Origin of the sequence: Streptomyces sp. S.PB5 (assembly GCF_030403745.1) — a bacterium.
GTDB lineage: Bacteria > Actinomycetota > Actinomycetes > Streptomycetales > Streptomycetaceae > Streptomyces.
The window spans coordinates 318,864-342,545 of the sequence record NZ_JAQMWP010000002.1; the positions used below are offsets into that span (position 1 = coordinate 318,864).

18 protein-coding genes and 1 pseudogene are annotated in these 23,682 nt (G+C 70.6%); 10 read left to right on the forward strand and 9 right to left on the reverse strand.

All coding sequences use genetic code 11. From position 1 onward, the window contains the following. Nucleotides 1–80: 80 nt before the first annotated feature. From galE to PH203_RS06260, 7 genes are all read left to right on the forward strand, one after another. Nucleotides 81–1,067, forward strand: a complete 987-nt coding sequence (gene galE / locus PH203_RS06230) for a UDP-glucose 4-epimerase GalE (RefSeq protein WP_289917277.1) — start codon at nucleotides 81–83, stop codon at nucleotides 1,065–1,067. A 118-nt stretch (nucleotides 1,068–1,185) separates the two neighbouring features. Beyond that, the gene (locus PH203_RS06235) at nucleotides 1,186–2,307 is read left to right on the forward strand and encodes a hypothetical protein (protein ID WP_289917278.1); all 1,122 of its coding nucleotides are present in this window, start codon (nucleotides 1,186–1,188) and stop codon (nucleotides 2,305–2,307) included. A 40-nt stretch (nucleotides 2,308–2,347) separates the two neighbouring features. Continuing rightward, nucleotides 2,348–3,919 (forward strand): hypothetical protein, encoded by a 1,572-nt coding sequence (locus PH203_RS06240; RefSeq protein ID WP_289917279.1) that lies wholly within the window; start codon nucleotides 2,348–2,350, stop codon nucleotides 3,917–3,919. Nucleotides 3,920–4,197: 278 nt separating this feature from the next. Beyond that, the gene (locus PH203_RS06245) at nucleotides 4,198–5,421 is read left to right on the forward strand and encodes a CDP-alcohol phosphatidyltransferase family protein (protein WP_289917280.1); all 1,224 of its coding nucleotides are present in this window, start codon (nucleotides 4,198–4,200) and stop codon (nucleotides 5,419–5,421) included. A 23-nt stretch (nucleotides 5,422–5,444) separates the two neighbouring features. Then, nucleotides 5,445–9,926, forward strand: coding sequence for a glycosyltransferase (locus tag PH203_RS06250; RefSeq protein ID WP_289917283.1), 4,482 nt, complete (start codon nucleotides 5,445–5,447; stop codon nucleotides 9,924–9,926). Then, on the forward strand, nucleotides 9,916–10,710 hold the full coding sequence (locus PH203_RS06255; protein WP_289917284.1) for a rhamnogalacturonan acetylesterase: 795 nt from the start codon (nucleotides 9,916–9,918) through the stop codon (nucleotides 10,708–10,710). Before PH203_RS06250 ends, PH203_RS06255 begins: the two co-directional genes overlap by 11 nt. Continuing rightward, nucleotides 10,707–11,453: an Ig-like domain-containing protein gene (locus tag PH203_RS06260; RefSeq protein ID WP_289917286.1), complete on the forward strand. Its 747-nt coding sequence runs from the start codon at nucleotides 10,707–10,709 to the stop codon at nucleotides 11,451–11,453. Before PH203_RS06255 ends, PH203_RS06260 begins: the two co-directional genes overlap by 4 nt. Before the next feature lie 86 nt (nucleotides 11,454–11,539). Here the strand turns inward: PH203_RS06260 and PH203_RS06265 are convergent, their stop codons facing one another. The 3 genes from PH203_RS06265 to PH203_RS49620 all read right to left on the reverse strand — a co-directional run bounded on the left by PH203_RS06265 (nucleotide 11,540) and on the right by PH203_RS49620 (nucleotide 15,415). Next, complete coding sequence (locus PH203_RS06265) at nucleotides 11,540–13,669, reverse strand: 3-hydroxyacyl-CoA dehydrogenase NAD-binding domain-containing protein (protein WP_289917287.1); 2,130 nt, start codon at nucleotides 13,667–13,669, stop codon at nucleotides 11,540–11,542. Further along, the gene (locus PH203_RS06270; protein WP_289917288.1) at nucleotides 13,666–14,883 is read right to left on the reverse strand and encodes an acetyl-CoA C-acyltransferase; all 1,218 of its coding nucleotides are present in this window, start codon (nucleotides 14,881–14,883) and stop codon (nucleotides 13,666–13,668) included. The genes PH203_RS06265 and PH203_RS06270 overlap by 4 nt, the downstream gene beginning before the upstream one ends. A gap of 214 nt (nucleotides 14,884–15,097) precedes the next feature. Beyond that, complete coding sequence (locus PH203_RS49620; protein ID WP_354671236.1) at nucleotides 15,098–15,415, reverse strand: hypothetical protein; 318 nt, start codon at nucleotides 15,413–15,415, stop codon at nucleotides 15,098–15,100. A 114-nt stretch (nucleotides 15,416–15,529) separates the two neighbouring features. On the opposite strand from PH203_RS49620, the pseudogene PH203_RS06280 reads away from it, so the two are divergent. Next, nucleotides 15,530–15,703, forward strand: a pseudogene (locus PH203_RS06280) (carbohydrate ABC transporter permease); the annotation flags it as partial. 10 nt (nucleotides 15,704–15,713) lie between these two features. On the opposite strand, the gene PH203_RS06285 reads toward PH203_RS06280, so the two are convergent. The 3 genes from PH203_RS06285 to PH203_RS06295 form a co-directional block, all read right to left on the reverse strand. Further along, entirely contained in the window at nucleotides 15,714–17,018 is a 1,305-nt protein-coding gene (locus PH203_RS06285) for a ribonuclease D (protein WP_289917289.1), read from the reverse strand. 163 nt (nucleotides 17,019–17,181) lie between these two features. After that, nucleotides 17,182–17,844, reverse strand: coding sequence for a response regulator transcription factor (locus PH203_RS06290; protein WP_059195623.1), 663 nt, complete (start codon nucleotides 17,842–17,844; stop codon nucleotides 17,182–17,184). 212 nt (nucleotides 17,845–18,056) lie between these two features. Next, nucleotides 18,057–18,725 (reverse strand): DUF3000 domain-containing protein, encoded by a 669-nt coding sequence (locus PH203_RS06295; RefSeq protein ID WP_289917299.1) that lies wholly within the window; start codon nucleotides 18,723–18,725, stop codon nucleotides 18,057–18,059. A gap of 100 nt (nucleotides 18,726–18,825) precedes the next feature. Between PH203_RS06295 and hemE the strand changes: the two genes are divergently transcribed. Then, a complete protein-coding gene (gene hemE, locus PH203_RS06300) occupies nucleotides 18,826–19,893 on the forward strand; it encodes a uroporphyrinogen decarboxylase (protein WP_289917301.1) in 1,068 nt (355 codons plus the stop codon). A 17-nt stretch (nucleotides 19,894–19,910) separates the two neighbouring features. Here the strand turns inward: hemE and PH203_RS06305 are convergent, their stop codons facing one another. Then, nucleotides 19,911–20,729: a rhomboid family intramembrane serine protease gene (locus tag PH203_RS06305; protein ID WP_289917303.1), complete on the reverse strand. Its 819-nt coding sequence runs from the start codon at nucleotides 20,727–20,729 to the stop codon at nucleotides 19,911–19,913. Between the two features lie 125 nt (nucleotides 20,730–20,854). On the opposite strand from PH203_RS06305, the gene PH203_RS06310 reads away from it, so the two are divergent. Beyond that, nucleotides 20,855–21,178, forward strand: coding sequence for a hypothetical protein (locus PH203_RS06310; protein ID WP_289917304.1), 324 nt, complete (start codon nucleotides 20,855–20,857; stop codon nucleotides 21,176–21,178). A 3-nt stretch (nucleotides 21,179–21,181) separates the two neighbouring features. Here PH203_RS06310 and PH203_RS06315 read toward each other — a convergent pair whose 3' ends face one another. Together PH203_RS06315 and PH203_RS06320 are read right to left on the reverse strand one after the other, a co-directional pair. Then, the gene (locus tag PH203_RS06315) at nucleotides 21,182–22,567 is read right to left on the reverse strand and encodes an FAD-dependent oxidoreductase (RefSeq protein ID WP_289917305.1); all 1,386 of its coding nucleotides are present in this window, start codon (nucleotides 22,565–22,567) and stop codon (nucleotides 21,182–21,184) included. A gap of 56 nt (nucleotides 22,568–22,623) precedes the next feature. Beyond that, a complete protein-coding gene (locus tag PH203_RS06320; RefSeq protein WP_289917307.1) occupies nucleotides 22,624–23,616 on the reverse strand; it encodes a DUF4349 domain-containing protein in 993 nt (330 codons plus the stop codon). Nucleotides 23,617–23,682: the final 66 nt, after the last annotated feature.

The window sequence follows — 23,682 nt, forward strand, 5'->3', positions numbered from 1 at the left end:
CACTATAAGCCGAGGATCGAACAATCTTGTACGAGGGGTGATGTATTTGTAAACAAGAATTGAAGAAATACTATGCGCCCATGACTTGGCTGATCACAGGCGGTGCGGGATTCATCGGTGCCCATGTCGTCCGCGCCATGCTCGCCGCGGGCGAGCGCGTGGCGGTGTACGACGACCTCTCGACGGGCGACCCCGGACGCGTCCCCGAGGGCGTGCCCTTCGTCAAGGGCTCCGTGCTCGACGGTGACCTCGTCCGCGCCACCCTCTCCGACCTGAGCGTCTCGGGCGTGGTCCACCTCGCCGCGAAGAAGCAGGTGGGGGAGTCGGTCGAACAACCGCTGTACTACTACCGCGAGAACGTCCAGGGCCTGCAGACCCTGCTGGAGGCCGCCGCGGACACCGGCGTGCGCCACTTCCTGTTCTCGTCGTCGGCGGCCGTGTACGGCATGCCCGATGTGGACCTGGTGACGGAGGACACGCCCTGCGCCCCCGTCAACCCGTACGGCGAGACCAAACTGGCGGGCGAGTGGCTCGTGCGTGCCACCGGGCGGGCGCACGGCATGACCACCGCCTGTCTGCGCTACTTCAACGTCGCCGGAGCCGCCGACGAGGAGCTCGCCGACACGGGTGTGTTCAACCTCGTTCCGATGGTCTTCGAGAAGCTGACCCAGGGCGTCGCACCGGTGATCTTCGGCGACGACTACGACACCGCGGACGGCACCTGCGTGCGGGACTTCATCCATGTCGAGGACATCGCCTCCGCCCATCTCGCCGCGGCCCGTGCCCTGACGGAGCGGGAGCCCGGCAGCGATCTCACGGTCAACATCGGCCGCGGACAGGGTGTCTCGGTGCGCGAGATGATCGCGTTGATCGGCGAGGTGACCGGCTACGCGGACGCGGCGGCTCCGGTGTCCGTCCCGCGCCGGGCGGGCGACCCGGCCAGGGTCGTCGCGTCGGCCGACCGCATCCGGGGTGAACTCGGCTGGACGGCGCGGCACGACGCCCGCGCCATGGTGGCGTCCGCGTGGGCCGGCTGGGTCCGGCGTCACCCGGAGGCCCGCCGCTGACCTGAGCCCGACCGGCCCGTGACCTCGAACGAAATGGCCGACCGGTCGAACAGGCGACTTATGATGGCGCGCCCGGGTCACGGGCCGACCGGGGGCCGATTCTCGGGAAGGACGGACGATGCGGGCCGGTACCGCGCGTGAGAACGCACGACGACAGCAGCCGTCGGACGCGGAGGCAACGGGCCTCGGCGCCCGCCGGCCGCCGGCCGTGCTCTGCGGACCCTGGCTGTTGTCCGGACACGACGGCCGGCTCCTCGTGTACGCGCAGGTGGACCAGGCCGTACTGCGCTGGACGGAGGACCGCCCGGGCGGCTCGGCCTGGCACGGTCCGGACGTCCTGCCGCTCAAGGGAGTCACGGACCTCACCGTCGTCCAGGGACGCAACCGCTACGCCCACCTCATCGGCCGCCGGGTGCGCGGCGCCGGCGACGGCCCGCGCACGGTGGACCTCTGCTACGCGATCCAGTACCAGACGGGCCGCCCGCTCAGCGAGTGGCGGTCGGTGGGCAACCCGCACGCCAAGCGCGAGCGCACGCCGCTGATGGGCGCACCGGCCGCCGCGGTCGACGCGGCGGGCACCCTGCATGTCTTCGCCCACACGGCCGAGGGCCGGGTGGCGATCCGGCGGGAGGATTCCCAGGGCCGCTGGGAGCCCTGGCGCGACCTGAAGATCTCCGCGGCCCTGGACGCTCCGGCCGCGGTGACCACCGCCACGGGGCGTCTGGAGCTGCTGGTGCCCACCCGCACCGGCGCCCTGACCTGGTATCAGCCGCAGCCCGGCGCGGATCTGGAACGAGGGCACGATGTCGCGGTGGTTCCGCTGCCCGGGTCCGCGACGGGCGTGGAGACATCACGCGGCCGGGTCACGTACTTCCTCACCGACGCGATCGGCGGCGGCATCGTCGCCGTACGTCCCGGGGAGTGGCCGGTGCCGGTCGGCGGCACCCCGGGCGACGGACGGCATGCGGCCCTCACCGCGACCGTGGACGGATACCTCTGCACCGTGCTCGCCCACCGCGACATCGAAGGCCGGGTCGTGCTCGGTGTGTGTGTCGCGGAGGACGAGCGCAACGGCGTGTGGTGGATCGACACCGGCGTCGGCTGTCTCGGTGATCCCGTGCTGGCTCGCGACGGACACGGCAGGGTCGTCGTCCTCGCCGTGGCCACGGACGGTGCGCTGATGCTGGCCCGTCAGGAGGACGGGCCGGGTGTGACGCTCGGCACCTGGAGCCGGCTGTGAGCGCGCCGGAGCCCACCGCCGTGCCGAGGGACGTGAGGACATGACACGGAGAACCGACCGAAGAGCCGGATCAGCCGCCGTCGCCGAGCCGGCGGGCGGCCGTACGCATGTGGTCGCGGTGATCGTGCCCGAGCCCGCGGACGCGGTGCCGCTCGTGGAACGGGAAGCGCCCGGCGCCGAGATCGCCGTCGTCTGTCTGCGGTCGGGCACCAAGGAGGGGCGGGCGGCGCTGGACCGGGCCCTCACCGCGGCCGGCTCCCGCGGCTGCCGGGTGCTCGGCGGCCCCCGCATCGTGGACGTCCAGGGCCGGGACGCCGTGGCCGCACTGCTGGCGGAACTGCGCGAGATCGACCCGGAGCGCTTGCACACGCTGGACCCCGACCCCACCCATGTCAGTGTCGACGAGGCGACCGGCGTGCCGGGGTACGACGTCCCCTTGGCGCACACCGAAGCCGCCGCCCACGCCCTTGCCGCGGCACGGGCCCGGCAGACGGAGACAGGCCGGCCGCTGTACGTCGACTGCCTGCGCGCGCAGGCGACGCCGGGGCCCGGTGCCGCCTCCGCCCGGCGCTACCCCATGCCCGTGAACTGGCTGTCGGCCGGCTTCGACGGCCGGCTGACGGCTTTCCTGCCCACGGCCGCCGGCGTGGTGCGCTGGCACGAGCAGACGCCGGGTGGCGCGTGGCGCGGACCCGAGCCGGTGGAAGGAGCCGGACTGGCGCCGGGGCTGCTGGTCATCGCGGATCCCCGGGGACTGCCCCACCTGTTCGGGCTGCGCCGGACCACCCGTGACGACGGCGGGGTGGACGTCGAGGTCGTGCACGCGGCGCAGTACCGGACGGGCCGGCCCCTGACCCCATGGCTCCCGCTCGGCGGACCGAACGCCCGAGCCTGGAACAAGGGGCGTGAGGTCGGCTTCCCCGCGGCCGCGTTCGACACCGCGGGCAACCTCTTCGTGTTCGTCCGCAACTTCGGGCACAGCATCAGCTGGCGCCGCCAGTCGGCCGACGGCGGCTGGACGGACTGGCAGCACCTCAGCGGCGTCAAGGTGGCCGACGACCTCGTCGCGGTGACCTCCGCGCACGGCGGGGTCGAGGTCTTCGCGCGGGCCCGCGACACGGAGGCGACGGTCCGCTGGTACCCGGGGCCGGACGGGACCTTCCGCGAGGACCGCGGGCTCCCGTTCGCCGCCCGCCCCGGCACTTTGGCCCCCGCTCCCGAACCGGGCGCCGTCGTCTACTGCGATCTGCACAGCGGCGAAGCCGCCGTCTGGCGTCCCGGTGCCCCGGCCCCCTGCCCGCTCGGCGGCTCCCCGGGAAGGCCCGCCGCGGTGCGCGGAGTCGAGATCGACGGCTGGCTCTACTCCGTGCTGGTCGCACCGGGCGCCGACGGCACCTGCTCGGTGGGTGCCTATCCGGAGGGCCGACCCGACGCCGGGGTGTGGTGGCAGGACCTCGGCGCGCCCTCCTACGGCGCCCCGACGGCGGCCGTGAGCCGGTCCGGCCGGCTCACCGTGGCGACCCGGATCCCCGGCGGCCGGCTGCTGCTGGCCCGGCGTCAGGAGAACCGGGACGGGCTGGTGTTCGACGACTGGGAGCCCGCGGGCCACTGAGCGCCCCGAGCCTCGCCCGGCACTGTGAATGGCTTGATTCCGACCCTCTGGTGCCTTGTGGAATGTGAAGATCGCAAATGGTTGCGTGGAAAACTTGTGATCAAAGTCGCTGCCTGCTGCAGGTCAACGCGTATAGAACCACAGGTGAAGGATTGTTAAAGTTCAGGTCGCTCATGTGATGAGCCTGTGAATGCACTGGCTTGAAAGTGGGCGCCTCCCTGCGGTACGGCGAACGGGCCACGGGGCTTGTGTCCTGTTTCGTCGGCTGCTGAGGGGTTATGACCAGGCTATCGCTGCGGGCTGTCCAGAAGTTGACCTGCAAGAAGCGCGACGCCTGGTGGACGGTCTTTCTCGTCGACCCCACCGCGACCCGGCTCCTGCTGGTCTTCGCCCGCTTCCGGTTCATCACCCCGGACCGTGTCACCTGGGCCGCCCTCTTCATCGGACTGGCCTCGGCCGCCCTCTTCCTGGAGGGTGACCGCACCTCGCTGCTCATCGGCGCCCTGCTCTACCACGTGAGCTTCATCCTCGACTGCATCGACGGCAAGCTGGCCCGGCTGAAGGGCAACGGCAGCGTCTTCGGGGGCTGGCTCGACTACGTCTTCGACCGTATCCGGGTGCTGTTCTGCGCACTCGCCCTCATGGGCGGGCAGTTCCTGCGCACCGACGACGAGCGCTATCTGGTCGCCGCCCTCGGCGTGGTCTTCCTCGACATGCTGCGGTACGTCGACGCACTGCAGATCTACAAGATGCGCCTGTCGATGCGGACGAAGATCGAGAAGGTCACCAAGGAACGGGCCGAGGCCGAGCGCGCCGAACGGGAGGCCGCCGCGGCGGCCGAGGGCGAAGCCGCGCAGGTCGTCTTCATGGAGGACCTGCTGCGCGACAACCCGCACACCGCCGCGGAGACGCTGCGCGACGAGGCGGGCGGGTCCAACGTGATCGACCTGCACGAACAGTTCCGCGGCCAGTTCCCCTGGTACACCCGGGTCCGCCGGGCCATGCTCCGCACCCGCGTGCGGCCGCATCTGATCAGCGGCATCGAGTTCCAGATGTTCATCTTCATCGTCGGACCGCTGACCGGCCAGATCCTGTGGACGACCGCGGTCTCCGCGGCCCTGCTGATGCTCTTCGAACTCGTGATCATGTACAAGTTCTGGCTCTCCACCCGCGACTTCACCCGGGTCATGAAGGAGCTGGCCCCCGCCCCGGCCAAGGCCGGCACCATCGCCCCGCATCTGCACCGGGGCCGGCACCGCCGGGCCGCGCAGGCGGCCCTCCTGACCGACGGGCGCTACCAGGCCCCGGAGCCGGACGAAGACCCCTTCTTCCGCCCCTACCCCCAGCCGAACGCCGTCCCCTACGGGGAGAACGTCCACGAGTCGGAAGTGCTCCCGCACATCCCGCAGCCGCACGGCGACACCATGCCGCTCGTCCAGTACGGCCGGACGCTGCAGGGTGGTCACCACGGGACCCCGGGGCCATGGGAGACGTCCCGATGAGAGCAGGCGCAGGACAACTTCAGATGTCACACACGCAGGACGGCGACAACTCATGGGTCACCGTGGTCATCCCCGCGTACAACGCGGCGACGACCATCGGCAAGGCACTCCAGTCGGCGGTGAACCAGACCTACGAACTGGTCGAGGTGATCGTCGTCGACGACGCCTCGACCGACGGCACCATCGAGGTCGTCGCCAACTTCGCCGGCAGCAATCCCCGGGTACGCGTACTGCGGCGGACACAGAACAGCGGCGGCGTCGGCGCCCCGCGGAACTGGGGCATCGCCCAGGCCGCCGGACGCTGGGTGCTCTTCCTCGACGCCGACGACGAACTGCCGCCCCGCGCCTGCGAGCGGCTGGTGGCCAGTGCCCTGGAGACCGGCAGCGACATCACCGCGGGCAAGGCGGTCCGCGTCAACCGGGCCACCGGCGACTCCGAGCCCTGGGCGCCGGAGGTCTACGCGATGGAGCGCACTGTCGCGGGCCTGGAGGAGTTCCCGCTCCTGCTCACCGACCCCATCGCCGCGGCCAAGCTGTACAGCGTGGAGTTCCTGCGCTCGGCCGGGGTGTGGTTCCCGGAGGGCGTCTTCTACGAGGACACCTACTTCTCCACGCTCGCGGGCTGCCTCGCCCGGGGCATCACCGTCATCACCGAGCCCGTCTACCGCTGGATGTGGGAACCGGACGGCGGGTCCATCACCGGCCGCACCGGCGAGCTGCGCAGCATCACCGACCGCATCGCGGTGCACCGGGCCACGGACCGGTTCCTCCTGGAGCGGGGCCTGTGGTCCCTGAAGGTCCGCAAGGACTCCAAGTTCCTCGCTCACGACCTGCGTCTCTACATGAGGGCCCTGGCCGAGGGCGACGCGGAGTTCCAGCAGGGCTTCGCGGACATCGTCAGCTCCTATCTGTTCTCCATCAGCGACGAGGCCTTCGAGCTGTGCGGTCCGGTCGACCGGGTGCGTGCCTACCTCCTGATGTACCAGGAGATCGAGGCGGCCCTCACGACGCTGGACTACACCCAGCGCAAGAGCGTGTTCTCCTCCCATCTGGTGGAGGAGGACGGCAGGGTGTACTGGTCCGCCGACCATCTGCATCTGCCGGACGCCCGCCGCATGCTGGATGTCACCGAGCTCGGCCTGGCCGCCGCTCCGGTGTCGCAGATCCCGCTCTTCGCCCAGCTCAACAGCTGGCGCGTCAAGGGCACGGAGCTGACCTACACAGGTGAACTCGTCAACCGCTTCGGGCGGATCACCGGCGAGGACTCCGTCTCGCTGTCCCTGGCCGTGCGCAACCGCCACACCAAGCGGGACGTCGTGGTCCCGGTGGCGGAGGTCGTCGTCGACGAGCGCCTCGTGACCTTCGAGGGCACGGCGGACCTTAACCGGCTGCTCGGCGACGACCTGTCCGACAGCACGGTGTGGAACGTGTCGGTCATCGTCGAGTGGAATCGCAGCCGCTCCCGTTCCGCGCTGAACGTGCGTGACATCGCCGTCGACGGTCTCACCTTCGACCGGGACGGCGAGGAGTACGAGGGATACCGCACCGTCAGCGGCAACCTGGCCTTCCGCTCGGCCACGGCCGGGCGCCGCACCTTCGAGACCGAGCAGAACGACCCGAACGCCCCCTGGATGTGGTGGCGTGACCGCATCCACCCGCCGGTCCGGCGGCTCACCCGCCGGTTCGAACTCGCCGTCGTCGTGCCCTGCTACAACGTGGCGAAGTACCTCGACGACTGCCTCGCCTCTCTCGCCGCGCAGCGCGGGTTCGACGCCATCCAGGTCATCCTGGTGAACGACGGGGCCACCGACGAGACCCCCCAGATGCTGGAACGTTTCTCCCGCTTCTACGCCAACGTCACCGTCATCCACCAGGCCAACGGCGGCCTCGGCAACGCCCGCAACACCGGCCTCGACCAGGTCGTCGCCCCGTACGTCACCTTCCTCGACTCCGACGACATCCTCGGCGAGGACGCCCTCGCCGCCATGGTCGAGGCCGCGCGGCGCGACGGCTCCGAGGTCGTCATGGGGGACCTCGTCAACTTCCCGGACCGGCCGTACGGCCCGTGGAAGGACTACTTCGGCAAGGGCGACCGGCTGATCGAGGACTTCGCCGAGATCCCGGACATGATCTTCAGCGGCTCCGCCTGCAACAAGCTCTTCAGCACCGCGCTGCTGCGCCGCCTCGGCGTCCGCTTCGGCGAGGGCGTGCACTTCGAGGACGCCTGGCTGACCCTGCCCGCACTGCTGCGCGCCAACGCCATCAGCCTGGTCGACCGGCCCGTCTACTGGTACCGGGGCCGCCCCGACGGCTCGTCCATCATGGACTCCCTGTGGAGCAAGCCCGCCAACTACCGCGACCACCTGCGGCTCAACCACTTCCTGCTGTACTACAGCGCCGAGGAACGCCCCGAGATCCGCCGGATGTTCCAGCGCTACGCCACCCGCACGTACAAGGGCTTCCTGTGCAACGCCCGCAACGTCATGGGCCGTACGCAGCTGGCCGAGATGTTCCCGGACATCCACCGTCACTACGCCCAGATCCCCGACGACGTCATCGTCGAGTTCGTGACCAGCCCGGCCCAGCAACTCGACCACTACGCGGCCCGGACCGGCAACTTCGAGCTGTTCTGCGACCCGGAACCGGCGCTCGCCACCGCGCCGCCGGTGCTCGAGATCGACGACGAAGGCTTCTACCGCACCTTCCCCGGCGGCAGCAGGCACAGCACCGCCGCCCGCGTGAAGGACCCCAACGTCGTGGTGGAGAGCGTCCGCACCCGGGACGACGTCCTGGTCGTCGAGGGATGCCTGGCCTTCCCCGGCATGGACCTGAGCGGTCCGATGGGGAACAGACTGGAGCTCGTCTACCAGACGAACCACAACAAGATCACCGTCCCGGTCCGGCAGGTCTACCGGCGTGATCTGTGGAACGCCCGCAACGGCCGCGACCTCTACGCCGGCTGGTACGCCGAGCTCCCCGCCGACGTCCTGGCGGAGAGCGGATTCGGTGTCGGGGACTTCCGGCTCCGGGTGCACCGCACCGAAGGAGACCGGCACCGCAACGTCGTGATGAAGGCACGCCTCGCCCTGCACCGGCTCAAGGGACCCGGACGGGTCGGCCCCTACCGCTACATGCTGACCATCGGCGCCCAGGACGCCCTGCATCTGCGCCTGGTCGACTCCGGGCTCGGCGCCCGCACCCGGCACGCGCTGTGGCGAGCGGGCCGCGAGCTGCGCATCCTCAAGACGCGCAACCCCGGCTGGAAGATGCGCCTGGCCTACTGGCTCACCTACCCCTTCCTGAACTCCAGGGAGATCTGGCTGATCGGCGAGCGCTCCGACACCGCGCAGGACAACTCGTACCATTTCTTCACCTGGATCCGGCAGAACCGCAAGCGCCGCAAGGCGTACTACGTCATCGACGGCGACTCGGCCGACTACGCCAAGGTCGCCCCGTACGGGCGGGTGCTGAAGCTCGGCTCGTTCAAGCACCGGATGTACCTGCTGCACGCCACCAAGCTCATCGGCTCCTACGACTCGGAGTCCTACCTCGTACCGGAGGGCTACAAGAAGGCGCTGTTCCTGCACCGGTTCGGTGAACTGGTCAAGTACCAGCGGGTCTTCCTCCAGCACGGAGTCACCTACAACGACGTCACCTCGGGTGCCGACCAGCGCATCGCCAGCTACGACCTGCTGGTGACCGCGGGCCGCCAGGAGCGCGACTTCATGGCGTCAGAGGCCGGCTACGGCGACCGGGCCCAGCCCGTGGGCTTCCCCCGGTTCGACGCGCTGAAGCGGGAACCGAGGGACAAGCCGCGCATCCTGCTGATGCCGACCTGGCGGCAGTGGATCGTCACCGCCTCCTACAAGAAGTCCTCGGGGCCGGCGAAGACCAGCTTCACGCAGTCCGAGTACTACCGCTTCTACCGGTCGCTGCTCTCCGACCCGCGGCTGGGCAAGGCCCTCGACCACTTCGGCGTGGACCTGGAGTTCTTCCCCCACTACGAGATCCGGCCGTATCTGCACACCTTCCAGTTCTCCTCGCCCTCCATCCATGTCGCCGACCCGCACACCCGCAATGTGCAGCAGGCGATGAAGGAGTGCTCGCTGATGGTCACCGACTACTCGTCGGTGTTCTTCGACGTGGCCTACATGGGCATCCCGCTCGTCTACGTCCCCTTCGACGAGGAGGACTTCTACGGGCGCCACTACAAGCGCGGCTACTTCAACCTCTCCGAGGACGGCTTCGGCCCGGTGTGCCGGACCGTCGATCAGGCGGTGGACGCGATCATCGCCGCGGTCCGCAGGGGCTTCACCGTCGAGCCGGTCCACCGGGAGCGGGTCGAGGAGTTCTTCGTACACCGAGGGGACGGCAACTGCGAGCGGGTCTTCGACGCCATCGACGCCCTCGGTACCGCCTCGGCGGCCGAACTCGCTCCCGCAGGACCGGTCGGCGCGCTGACGACCGAGCGGACCGCGCCCTCCCGGTGGGTCGATGCGGCCTGACGGAAACCCGACCCGTGTCTTCCTCGCGGGTGACTCCAGCGTCTGCAGCCGTGAGGCGGGACGGGCACCGATGACCGGGTGGGGCCAGACCCTGCCGCTGTTCTTCACCCGCGACGTGGAGATCGTCAACTGCGCGAGGGCCGGAGCCAGTTCGCGTACCTTCGCCGAGCGTGGCCGGCTCGCCTGGATCCTGGAGCACCTGAGACCGGGCGACTACCTGGTGACCTCCTTCGGCCTGATCGACCACAAACCGGAGAAGGAGTGGCGCACCGAGGCCTTCCACGACTACCAGCGGTATCTCCGGTACTTCGTCGACGGCGCCCGCGACCGTGGAGCCCACCCCGTCCTCGTCAGCCCGCACGAACGCTGCACCTGGGACGAGCACGGGAACCTGAGGCAGGTCTTCGGGGAGTACCCCATGGCCATGAAGGAACTCGCCGCCGAGACCAGCACGCCCTACCTCGACCTCTATGCCCAGAGCCTCGAATGGTGGACGCAGCTCGGTCCGGAGGGTACCCGGGCCCTGTTCATGTATCTCGCCCCCGGCGTGCACCCCAACTACCCCGAGGGAATCGAGGACAGCACCCATCTGCTGCCCGAGGGCGCGGTGGCCTGCGCCCGTTTCGTCGCCCACCAGCTCGCGGTCCGCCGGATCGTGCCCGCGCACTGGGTCACCGCCCTCGACACGCCGACGTTTGCGCCCCATGCGTTCGGATGGCTGGACGACGCGGAGCACGCGGCCCTGACGAGGGCACGGACCAGGGGAGCAGGGGAGACGCTGTGAGCCAGGACCATCAGCCCGAGCGGTTCCTGCTCGCCAGAGTGCACGGCGTGCAGCACGACGCACCGCAGATCCGGCTGACCACGGAGCTCACCGCGGACGCCGACCCCCGGCTGCCGCTCACCCCGGGACAGGAGGTCCGCTTCGCGCTCGCTCTGCTTCCCGAGGGCCAGGCACACCGCTACTACGGCTATCTGATGGCCGAGCCCTTCGCCAGGGTGGCCGACATCACCGGACTCGGCGGCATGAGCCTGCTCCCCAAGGGCGACCGGTACGCCACATCAGTGGAGTCGGGCGGCACCCGTGTCGCCCGGCTCACCGCCACGGTCCGGCACGACGTCCCCGCCGGGGCGTTCCTCATCCCGCAGCTGCGTGCCGGAATCATCGCTTTCGGCGGGACGAGCCTGAGCAGCAGCACGCATTCGGTGAAGCAGTACGGCTACCGTGTCGCGCCGCTCCCCGCGCAGGGACGCCTCCTGCGGGTGACCCCGGGCCACCGCGGGGTGCTACGGGGGCTGACCGAAGGGCTCGGCGAGCGCGTACGACTCGTCGGGGTGGGGCCGGCGGCGCACGGTGTCACCGCCGTCGAGCCCGACGGCGCCGTGGTCTACACGCCGTTCCCGAACCGGACGGGCTACGACCGCTTCACCTACGCGCTCGACGACGGTGACGGGCGGCTGACGCGGGGTCAGGTGACCGTGTTCATCGGCGACCTGGAGGCGGCGCCCGGCGTACTGGGCGGCTGACTCCGCTGTACGGTGCGACAGAGGGCCCCCGCCCATCAGGCGGAGGCCCTCTTCACATGCCCTGCTTCAGATGCCCTGCGGCGGTGTTACGCCGGAACCGACGCCACACCCGGAGCCAGGAACTTCTTGCCGTTCACCCGCTCCGACACACCCTCGCGGTCCAGGTACGGCGTGATGCCGCCCAGGTGGAAGGGCCAGCCCGCGCCCGTGATCAGGCACAGGTCGATGTCCTGCGCCTCGGCGACGACGCCCTCGTCGAGCATGAGCCCGATCTCCTGGGCGACCGCGTCGAGGACCCGGTCCCGGACCTGCTCCTCGGTCAGGACGACATCGCCCTGCTTCAGGAGCGCCGCGACCTCGGGGTCGAGCTCCGGCTTCCCGCTGTCGTACACGTAGAAGCCGCGCTTGCCCGCCTTGACGACGGCGGCGAGGTTCGGGGAGACCGTGAAGCGGTCCGGGAAGGCCCGGTTGAGGGTCTCCGAGACGTGCAGACCGATCGCGGGGCCGACCAGTTCAAGGAGGACCAGCGGCGACATCGGCAGACCCAGCGGCTCGACCGCCTTCTCCGCGACCTCGACCGGCGTGCCCTCGTCGATGACGTTCTGGATCTCGCCCATGAAGCGGGTGAGGATGCGGTTCACGACGAACGCCGGGGCGTCCTTCGTCAGCACCGCGGTCTTCTTCAGCTTCTTGGCGACGGCGAAGGCCGTGGCCAGCGAGGCGTCGTCCGTCTTCTCACCGCGGACGATCTCAAGCAGCGGGAGGATCGCGACCGGGTTGAAGAAGTGGAAGCCCACGACCCGCTCGGGGTTCTTGAGCTTCGACGCCATCTCGGAGACCGACAGCGAGGAGGTGTTGGTGGCGAGGATCGCGTGCGCCGGGGCGACCGCCTCGACCTCCGCGAACACCTGCTGCTTGACGCCGATCTCCTCGAAGACGGCCTCGATGACGAAGTCGGCGTCGGAGAAGCCCTCGGCCTTGTCCAGGACACCCGTGACCAGGGCCTTCAGACGGTTCGCCTTGTCCTGGTTGATACGGCCCTTGCCGAGCAGCTTGTCGATCTCGGCGTGGACGTAGCCCACACCCTTGTCGACGCGCTCCTGGTCGATGTCGGTCAGCACGACCGGCACCTCCAGGCGACGCAGGAAGAGCAGCGCGAGCTGGGAGGCCATCAGACCGGCGCCGACGACACCGACCTTGGTGACCGGACGGGCCAGGTTCTTGTCCGGCGCACCGGCGGGACGCTTGCCGCGCTTCTGCACCAGGTTGAAGGCGTAGATGCCGGAGCGCAGCTCGCCACCCATGATCAGGTCGGCGAGGGCGAGGTCCTCGGCGTCGTAGCCCTGCTGGAGGTCGCCGTTCCTGGCGCCCGCGATGATGTCCAGGGCGCGGTAGGCGGCCGGGGCCGCGCCGTGCACCTTGGAGTCGGCGATGGACCGGCCGCGCGCGACGGCCTGGTCCCAGGCCTCACCGCGGTCGATGACCGGGCGCTCGACCTCGACGTCGCCCTTCAGCACCTGGGCCGTCCAGATCAGCGACTGCTCCAGGAAGTCGGCGCCCTCGAAGATCGCGTCCGCGATACCGAGGTCGAAGACCTGCTGGCCCTTGAGCTGCTTGTTCTGGTTCAGGCTGTTCTCGATGATCACCGAGACGGCCTTGTCGGCACCGATCAGGTTCGGCAGGATCGTGCAGCCGCCCCAGCCGGGCACCAGGCCGAGGAAGACCTCGGGGAGGGAGAAGGCCGGGAGGGCCTTGCTCACGGTCCGGTACTTGCAGTGCAGACCGACCTCGACGCCACCGCCCATCGCGGCACCGTTGTAGTACGCGAAGGTCGGCACGGCGAGCGCGGCGAGGCGCTTGAAGACCTCGTGGCCGCCCTTGCCGATCGCGAGCGCGTCCTTGTGCTCCTTCAGCAGCTCGACGCCCTTGAGGTCGGCGCCGACCGCGAAGATGAACGGCTTGCCGGTGACGCCGACGCCGACGATGTCGCCGGCCGCGGCCTCCTTCTCGACCTGGTCGATGGCGGCGTTGAGGTTCGCCAGCGAGGCCGGGCCGAAGGTGGTCGGCTTGGTGTGGTCGAAGCCGTTGTCCAGCGTGATGAGCGCGAAGCGCCCGGCGCCGTACGGCAGGTCGAGGTGGCGTACGTGCGCGGACGTCACGACCTCGTCGGGGAACAGCTCGGCCGCACCCTTCAAAAGCTCAGCGGTGGTGCTCACTTGTCCCCCTCGAAGTGCGGGTTCTCCCAGATGACGGTCGCGCCCATGCCGAAGCCGACGCACATGGTGGTCAGGCCGTAGCGGACGTGCGGCTGCTCCTCGAACTGGCGGGCCAGCTGCGTCATCAGACGCACACCCGAGGAGGCCAGCGGGTGACCGAAGGCGATGGCGCCGCCGTACTGGTTGACGCGCGCGTCGTCGTCGGCGATGCCGTAGTGCTCAAGGAAGGCCAGCACCTGGACGGCGAAGGCCTCGTTGATCTCGAACAGGCCGATGTCGTCGATGGACAGCCCCGCCTGGGCGAGGGCCTTCTCGGTGGCCGGGATCGGGCCGTAGCCCATGACCTCCGGCTCCACACCCGCGAAGGAGTAGGAGACCAGGCGCATCTTCACCGGGAGGTTGTTCTCGCGGGCGAAGTCCTCGGAGGCGATGAGGGAGGCGGTGGCGCCGTCGTTGAGACCGGCGGCGTTGCCCGCGGTCACACGGCCGTGGACGCGGAACGGCGTCTTCAGACCGCTCAGGTTCTCGATCGTCGTGCCCGGGCGCATCGGCTCGTCGGCGGTGACCAGGCCCCAGCCCGTCTCACCGGCCTCCGGGTTCGTACGACGTACGGAGATCGGGACCAGGTCGGCCTGGATCTTGCCGTTGGCGTACGCCTTGGCGGCCTTCTCCTGCGAGCGCACGGCGTACTCGTCGGCGCGCTGCTTGGTGATCGTCGGGTAGCGGTCGTGCAGGTTCTCGGCGGTCATGCCCATGAACAGGGCCGACTCGTCGACGAGCTTCTCGCTCACGAACCGCGGGTTCGGGTCGACGCCCTCGCCCATGGGGTGGCGGCCCATGTGCTCGACACCGCCGGCGATGGCGATGTCGTACGCACCGAAGGCCACCGAACCGGCGACCGTCGTGACGGCGGTCAGGGCGCCGGCGCACATGCGGTCGATGGAGTAGCCCGGGACGGACGTGGGCAGACCGGCCAGGATTCCGGCGGTACGGCCGATGGTCAGACCCTGGTCACCGATCTGCGTGGTCGCGGCGATGGCGACCTCGTCGATCTTCTTCGGGTCCAGACCCGGGTTGCGGCGCAGCAGCTCCCGGATCGCCTTCACGACGAGGTCGTCGGCGCGGGTCTCGTGGTAGATGCCCTTCGGGCCCGCCTTGCCGAACGGGGTGCGGACGCCGTCGACGAAGACGACGTCCCTGACGGTACGAGGCACGATGGCTCTCCTCCAGATGCGGGATGGCACTGCTGGCACTGCTGCGCGGCGCATGCGCTGAGCGCGCGCTCAGGCCCATGCTACTTGTGGGTAACGTGGCTGCACAGTCCTGGAGGGGGGAGCGGCGAAGGTCACATCCGCGGAGGTGCCGTCGAGCTGCGCGGAGTCAGTACCGAGGTGGACGCAGGAAGTGATTCCGGCCCCTGCCGGGTGATCACCCCGAACGGCGTACGGGCCGCCTCCGCACCGAACCGCGCACCGGCCGTCCGCCGTATCGGCGCCGGGCATCGAGCGCCGCCAGATACCGGACCGCCTCCGTCACGGCGGTGGCGTCATCGGTCCACACGGAGGTGAGGCTCCCGGTCAGCGAGGGATGACCGACCGCCACCACCGGCATCCCGAGCTGCTCCGCCGACCCACCCGAGGGGTCGTCGGGCCGGAAGTCGACAAGGACCGCTCCGCCGATCTGCCGCCCCCGCCACAGAGGGTCCGAGCCCGAGCAGCCGGGCCGGCCGGCGGATCGCCGGCCCACCACGTCCACTCGCGACCCCGCCGACGTCTGCGCGGTCGGATTCGGCGCCCACCCCGACTCCCGCGCCGCCCGGAAGATCCGGTCCCGTCTCGCCTCCGACAACCCCGGCTTGCGCCCTCGGAAGATCTTGGCGTGATCTCGACGTCCCTGTTCCGCTTCCGGGACCCGTACGCGGCGCACCGGGAGGTGATCTCGGCGGGCGCGGTCCTGGTGATCCTGCCGATGCCGGTCGCCTTCCCGAGCCTGCAGCGCTTCGTCTGCAACGGCTTCATGAGAGGAGCGACCAGATGGCGGACCCTCAGGCGGACAGCGCGCTCACGAGCACCGGGGCGACGAGCTCGACCTGCCAGGGCCGCGCCCCGTAGCCCGCGAGCGCGAGCCCGACCGACTCCGCGTCGACGCTCTTCGGCGGCTCCCAGCAGACCCGCCGGACCGTGTCCGGAGTGATCAGGTTCTCCTGGGGCATGCCGAGCCGCTCGGCCAGGGCCGACACCCCGGCCCGGGCCGCCGACAACCGTGCGGCCGCCGCCGGATCCTTGTCGGCCCAGGCCCGAGGCGGCGGCGGCCCGGTCACCGGCTGTCCGGGCGCGGGCAACTGCGCCTCGGCCAGCCCCTTGGCCCGGTCCACGGCCGCCTGCCACTGCTCCAGCTGGCGCCGCCCCATCCGCTGCCCGAACCCGTTCAACGCGGAAAGGGCCTGGGCGTTGGTGGGCAGCGACAGGGCGGCCTCCACGATGGCCATGTCCGACAGCACCTTGCCCGGCGACACATCCCGCCGCTGAGCGATCCGGTCCCGCGTCTGCCACAGCTCCCGCACGACGGCCAGCTGACGGCGCCGCCGCACCTTGTGCATCCCGGACGTCCGCCGCCAGGGGTCCTTGCGCGGCTCGGGCGGCGGAGCCGAGGCGATCGCGTCGAACTCCTGCCGTGCCCACTCCAGCTTCCCCTGGCGGTCCAGCTCCTTCTCCAGCGCGTCCCGCAGATCGACGAGGAGTTCCACATCCAGCGCGGCGTACCGCAGCCACGGCTCGGGCAGCGGCCGGGTCGACCAGTCGACCGCGGAGTGCCCCTTCTCGAGTACGAAGCCCAGGACGCCCTCGACCATCGCGCCGAGCCCGACCCGCGGGAACCCGGCGAGCCGACCGGCGAGCTCGGTGTCGAACAACGCTGTCGGCACCATGCCTATCTCGCGGAGGCAGGGCAGGTCCTGAGTGGCGGCGTGCAGCACCCACTCCACCCCGGACAGCGCCTCGCCGAGCCCGGAGAGGTCGGGGCAGGCCACGGGGTCGATCAACGCGGTCCCGGCGCCCTCGCGGCGCAGCTGGACCAGATACGCGCGCTGTCCGTAGCGGTAGCCGGACGCCCGCTCGGCGTCGACGGCGACGGGGCCGGAGCCGGCGGCGAAGGCGGAGATCACCCGGGCGAGGGTCTCCTCGTCGGTGACGACGGGCGGAATGCCCTCGCGCGGTTCGAGCAAAGGAATCGGCTCGGGACCCGGTTCGGGATCGGGCGCCCCCGTAACAGAAGATCCGCCGTCGTCCGGAGGGGCGCCTCCGGTGGTTCGCAGTGAGCTGTCTGCTGCGGTCTCTTGGGCGTCGGTCACATGTCAAGGGTATCTGTGTATGGACAGCGCCCGCCGACGGAACGTTCCGTCGACGGGCGCCTGAGGGTCGTAAACCAGTCAGCTCAGTGAATGATCCGGTTTGCGTTCGGGGAAGGGGACGGGGAAACGGGGAAGGGGACGTGGAGAGGTGCCGGAGGCCAGGTCAGTGGATGATTCCGGTGCGCAGGGCCACCGCGACCATGCCGGCCCGGTCGCCGGTGCCCAGCTTGCGGGCGATACGGGCGAGGTGGCTCTTGACGGTCAGGGCGGACAGGCCCATGGAGACGCCGATCGCCTTGTTGGACTGGCCCTCCGCGACCAGCCGCAGCACCTCGACCTCGCGGCCGGAGAGCTCGCGGTAGCCGCCCGGGTGGCTCGGGGCACCCGGGGGGCGGCGGTGCATTCCGGCGGCGCGGGAGCCGATGGGGGCGGCGCCCGGTCGGGTGGGGAGCCCGACGTTGGTGCGGGTGCCGGTGACGACGTAACCCTTGACTCCGCCCGCGAGGGCGTTGCGGACGGCGCCGATGTCGTCGGCGGCGGAGAGGGCGAGGCCGTTGGGCCAGCCCGCGGCGCGGGTCTCCGACAGGAGGGTCAGGCCGGAGCCGTCGGGCAGGTGGACGTCGGCGACGCAGATGTCACGGGGGTTGCCGATGCGGGGACGAGCCTCAGCGACGGACGAGGCCTCGATGACGTCGCGTACACCGAGGGCCCAGAGGTGGCGGGTGACGGTGGAGCGGACGCGGGGGTCGGCCACGACCACCATCGCGGTCGGCTTGTTCGGGCGGTAGGCGACCAGGCTTGCGGGCTGCTCGAGAAGAACGGACACCAGGCCTCCTGGGGTGGGGGGACGGCTGTGAGGTCACAGACGTCTTCGGCACCAAAGCCGTAGGCCTTTAGAGAAAGATCACGATCTAGTGAGTAACAATTGGTGCAATTCGGACGTGTGGTCGATCGTTCGGTGAGCGATTGGGTTCGTTCGAGGGTTCACTCCTGACCGAAAGTGGTCGTGTCGACAAAGTGATCCTGAAAGAACCGAGCTCAGCGGGACTGCGGTCCCCGCCGCTGCGGCAGCGTCACCACCGACGCGTCACCCGGGCCGGCCGGCGGCAGCCCCGCGACCTGCGCCAGCAGATCGCACCACGACACCAGATGACCCGCGGTGTCCGGCACCCCGCCCAGCCCCTCGCGCGGCGTCCAGGAGGCCCGGATCTCGATCTGCGAGGTCGACGGACGCTCAGACAGCCCGCCGAAGTAGTGCGAGCTCGCCCGCGTCACCGTCCCGCTCGGCTCGCCGCACGCCAGCCCGCGCGCCTGCAGCGCGCCCGTCAGCCACGACCAGCACACGTCGGGCAGCAGCGGATCCGCCGCCATCTCCGGCTCCAGCTCCGCGCGCACCAGCGTCACCAGCCGGAACGTGCCCCGCCAGGCGTCGTGCCCGTCCGGGTCGTGCAGCAGCACCAGCCGCCCGTCGGCGAGATCCTGGTCGCCGTCGACGACCGTCGCCTCCAGCGCGTACGCGAACGGCGCGAGCCGCTGCGGCGCGCGCGTCGGCTCGATCTCGATCTGCGGCCTCAGCCGCGCGGCCCTCAACGCATCGACGGCAGCCCGGAAGGGCGGCGGAACATCATCGCCCGCATTCCGCTCCCCCTCCTTCGCATCGTCCATCCCGCCAGCGCCGTCCGACAGTCGTCCCTGAGCCGCAGCCATGCGGGGAAGATTAAGGGGAACGAGGGCTCCGTGCAGGGAGGGACACCCCTGTCGGGGTACGCGGGCTTGTCGGTTCCGGCGCCGTGCGAGACTTTCCCCCGTGAGTGCCAACGAGAACCCCACGGCCCAGCCGCCGTCCGCCACGTACGACTCAGCGTTCCTCAAGGCCTGCCGACGCGAGCCCGTGCCGCACACCCCCGTCTGGTTCATGCGGCAGGCCGGGCGCTCACTGCCGGAGTACCGCAAGGTCCGCGAGGGCATCCCGATGCTCGAGTCCTGCATGCGGCCCGAGCTGGTCACCGAGATCACCCTGCAGCCGGTCCGCCGGCACAACGTGGACGCGGCGATCTACTTCAGCGACATCGTCGTCCCGCTCAAGGCCATCGGCATCGACCTCGACATCAAGCCCGGCGTCGGCCCGGTCGTCGAGAAGCCGATCCGCACCCGCGCCGACCTGGCCCAGCTGCGCGACCTGACCCCCGAGGACGTCTCCTACGTCACCGAGGCGATCGGCCTGCTCACCCGCGAGCTCGGCGCGACCCCGCTCATCGGTTTCGCGGGCGCACCTTTCACCCTCGCGAGTTACCTCGTAGAGGGCGGTCCGTCCCGGACGTACGAGAACGCCAAGGCGATGATGTACGGCGACCCCGAGCTCTGGGCCGACCTGCTCGACCGTCTCGCGGACATCACGGCCGCGTTCCTGAAGGTCCAGATCGAGGCCGGCGCGAGCGCCGTCCAGCTCTTCGACTCCTGGGCCGGCGCGCTCTCCCCGGCCGACTACACGAACTCGGTGATGCCGGCCTCCGCCAAGGTCTTCGACGCGGTCGCCGGCTACGGCGTCCCGCGCATCCACTTCGGTGTCGGCACCGGTGAGCTGCTCAGGCTCCTGGGCGAGGCCGGCGCGGACGTCGTCGGCGTCGACTGGCGCGTCCCCCTCGACGAGGCCGCCCGCCGCGTCGGCCCCGGCAAGGCGCTCCAGGGCAACCTCGACCCGACCGTCCTGTTCGCGGGCACGGAGGCCGTCGAGAAGAAGACCCGCGAGGTCCTCGACACCGCCGCGGACCTCGAAGGCCATGTCTTCAACCTCGGCCACGGCGTCATGCCGTCCACCGACCCGGACGCGCTGACCCGGCTCGTGGAGTACGTCCACACGCAGACGGCCCGCTAGGACTCGTCCGAAGCGCCTCACCATGTGTGCCGGGGCCGCGCCTTCCTGCCGAACAGCAGACCGCGCGGTTCCGGCGGCGGAGGCGTGCCCGCCTTGAGCGGCCAGGCCAGCAGCATGCCCGCGAGGAAGCCCACGATGTGCGCCGCGTACGCCACCGTCCCGGCGTCCGAGACGCCCTCGCCGGACGAGTACACCGCCTGCAGCACGAACCAGAAGCCCAGCACCAGCCAGGCCGGCAGCCTGAGCGGCAGGAAGATCAGGAACGGCACGAGCACCCACACCCTGGCCTTCGGATACAGCACCAGATAGGCGCCCAGCACCCCGGCGATGGCCCCGGAGGCGCCGATCAGCGGGTCGCCCGAGTCGTCGTTGAGCAGTGCGAAGCCGTACGACGCCGCGTAGCCGCAGACGACGTAGAAGAGGATGAACCGCACATGGCCCATGCGGTCCTCGACGTTGTTGCCGAAGATCAGCAGGAACAGCATGTTGCCCAGCAGATGCAGCCAGCCGCCGTGCAGGAACATCGCGGTGAACACGGACAGCACCGGGGACTTGTCGTACGTCGGCGGGCCGACCACGCAGCCCGCGCCGCCCGGGCCCACCTCGCCGGTGGGGACCACTCTGGGCATCTGATGGTGGATCAGCTCCTGCGGCACGGCCGCGTAGTGGTCCAGGAACGCCTGGAGATGGCAGAGCTGGGACAGGCTGCTGTCACCCGCCACGGAGTCGGCCAGGCCGGGCATGTACAGGAAGACCAGCACGTTCGCGGCGATGAGCGCATACGTCACCACGGGGGTGCGGCGCACGGGGTTCACGTCATGGACGGGGATGACCACAAGGGAAATGTGCCCCCGATGTGGTTCTCGAATCGGTGAACGCCGGTACGCGCGCGTGCGTATGACTCCTCAACCGCCCGCGGCACGGGGAAGGCGGGTCGCGGGGCAAACGTGAGGAACAGGCGATGAACGACCGTATTACTCCTCCCATTCATGCGTTGCCCGACGGTGAGGCCGAAGTCGCGGTGGTGCTGAGGCTGCCCTGGGAGGACGTGGCCCGGCTGGGCCAGGACGCGGGGCGGCTGGCCGCGCAGATGCAGCGGCCGGTCACCCTCGACGAGGCGGTGAGCCACCGGCTCAGGTCCACCCGGACCGCCACGCACGCGAAACCGGCGGGGGAGCAGCCGCCGGCGGTGGCCGCCCCGAGCGCATCCGTCTCCTCGCTGCCACCCCGGCCGGCCGCCGACCAGGCACGTCAGGCCATCGAACGGATCAACGGCTCGGCGTGACGCTCAGGAGGCCCGTACTTTCAGCGCGGCCTTGCGGGCCGCCACGAGCACCGGGTCCCACACCGGGCTGAACGGCGGTGCGTAGCCCAGGTCCAGGGCCGTCATCTGCTCCACCGTCATCCCGGCCGTCAACGCCACCGCCGCGATGTCCACCCGCTTCCCCGCGCCCTCCCTCCCGACGATCTGCACGCCGAGGAGCCGCCCCGTGCGGCGCTCGGCGAGCATCTTCACCGTCATGGGGGAGGCGCCGGGGTAGTAACCCGCGCGGGACGTCGACTCGATGGTGACCGTCTCGAACTGCAGCCCCACCCTGCGCGCGTCCTTCTCGCGCAGGCCCGTCCGCGCGATCTCCAGGTCGCAGACCTTGCTGACCGCCGTACCGACCACACCGGGGAAGGTCGCGTAACCACCGCCCACATTGGCGCCGATGACCTGGCCGTGCTTGTTGGCGTGCGTGCCGAGCGCGATGTGCCGTTCCTGCCCGGAGACCAGGTCGAGGACCTCCACACAGTCCCCGCCCGCCCAGATGTTCTCGTGGCCGCGCACCCGCATGGCGAGATCGGTGAGCAGCCCGCCGTAGCGCCCCACGGGAAGTCCGGCGGCCCTGGCGAGCGCTGTCTCCGGACGCACCCCGATCCCCAGCACCACCACGTCCGCCGGATACTCGGCGTCCTCCGTGGCCACCGCCCGCACCCGCCCGTCCTCGCCGGTCAGGACCTTGGTGACCTCGGCGTCGTCGACCATGGTGATCCCCAGGCCCGCCATCGCCTCGTGCACCAGACGGCCCATGTCCGGGTCGAGCGTGGACATCGGCTCGCGCCCCCGGTTGACGACGGTCACCTCGTAGCCGCGGTTGATGAGCGCCTCCGCCATCTCGACCCCGATGTACCCGGCCCCCACCACCACCGCCCTGCGCCCACGCGTGCGTGCCAGCGTGTCGAGCAGCGCCTGACCGTCGTCGAGGGTCTGCACACCATGGACACCGGGAGCGTCGGCCCCCGGCATCTCCGGACGGATCGGCCGCGCACCGGTCGCGATCACGAGTTTGTCGTACGACGTCCAGGACTCGGCCCCGGAATCCACGTCACGCGCGCGTACCCGCTGCCCGGCCACGTCGATCTCCGTGACCTCGGTGCGCATGCGCAGGTCGATGCCACGGGCGCGGTGCTCCTCGGGCGTACGGGCGATCAACTGCTCGCGCTCCTCGACGTCGCCGCCGACCCAGTACGGGATGCCGCAGGCCGAGTAGGAGCTGAAGTGGCCGCGCTCGAAGGCCACGATCTCCAGCTCGTCGGGGCCCTTCATCCGGCGTGCCTGCGACGCCGCGGACATCCCCGCGGCGTCGCCACCGATCACGACCAGTCGTTCGTTCGCAGCGCTCATGCTCATGCGAACACGCTAGGCCCTGCCCTCGCATTCCCGTCCGCCCCGCGGGAGCGGCCGTTTCAGTCCTGTTCGCCGCCCTGTTCCTCGGTGCGCCGGGGCTGCGGTGCCGGGCGCGCGGTCGGGAGCGGGCCCAGGGCCGTCGACACGGTCGCAGGGGCCGGCCTGCGGGGGAGCCGGGGGCGTACCCAGCGCAGCCAGATCAGCAGGATCAGAGCCAGGACCACGGCGAAGGGCAGGACCGCGGCCAGGGCGACGACGATCCAGCGCAGCATCGCGACGAACGCGCCCCAGCCGCCCGCCAGCGCGTCCAGTACTCCCGGGTCGTCGTCCTCCGTGGCCTTCACCACCGGCTTCTCGGACAGGGAGAGGGTGATGGTGGCCAGGCTCGTGCGGTCCTTCAAAGACGCCTGGCGGGCGAGCAGCGCCTCCAGGTCGGCCTGACGGGTGCTCAGTTCGCTCTCCAGGGTGACCACGTCGGTCAGCTTGGTGGCCTGGTCCATCAGCTCCCGGATCCGGGTCACGCTCGCGCGCTGCGTCTTGATGCGGCTCTCCACGTCGACGACCTGGTCGGTGACGTCCTGCGCCTTCGCGGTGCGCTCCAGCAGCTTGCCCGAGCCCTCCAGGTCGGCGAGGACCTCCTCGTACCGGTCGACGGGCACCCGCAGCACCACGCGCGTCTCCTCGGTGCCCTCCTCGTCCCGGGAGGTGGTCTCCTGGCCGACATAGCCGCCCGCCGTCTCGACGGTGCTACGGGCCGCGTCGAGCGCCTTGGGTACGTCCTTGACCTGCACGGTCAGCTCGGCCGTGCGGATGATGTGGCTCGTGGGCAGCTTGGGCGCGGTGGTGGCCTGCTTGCCGCCGGCGGCCCCGCTGTCCGCGGCGCCGGGTGCCGCCTCCTGGGCGTCAGCCTGCCCGGCCTTGGAGTCGGAATCGCCGCCCGAGTCCGTGTCGGCCCCGCCGGAGCAGCCGGTCAGGGCGAGCGCCCCGGCCAGCAGGAGGGCGGCCAGGGCCTGGACGGGGCGTCCCGGTCGTAGGGATCGTCGTGCGCGCATCTGGTACCCCCGAGGGTCGTGACGAACTGACGCTCCTTCGACGCCGGGCCGCACCGGAACGTTGGG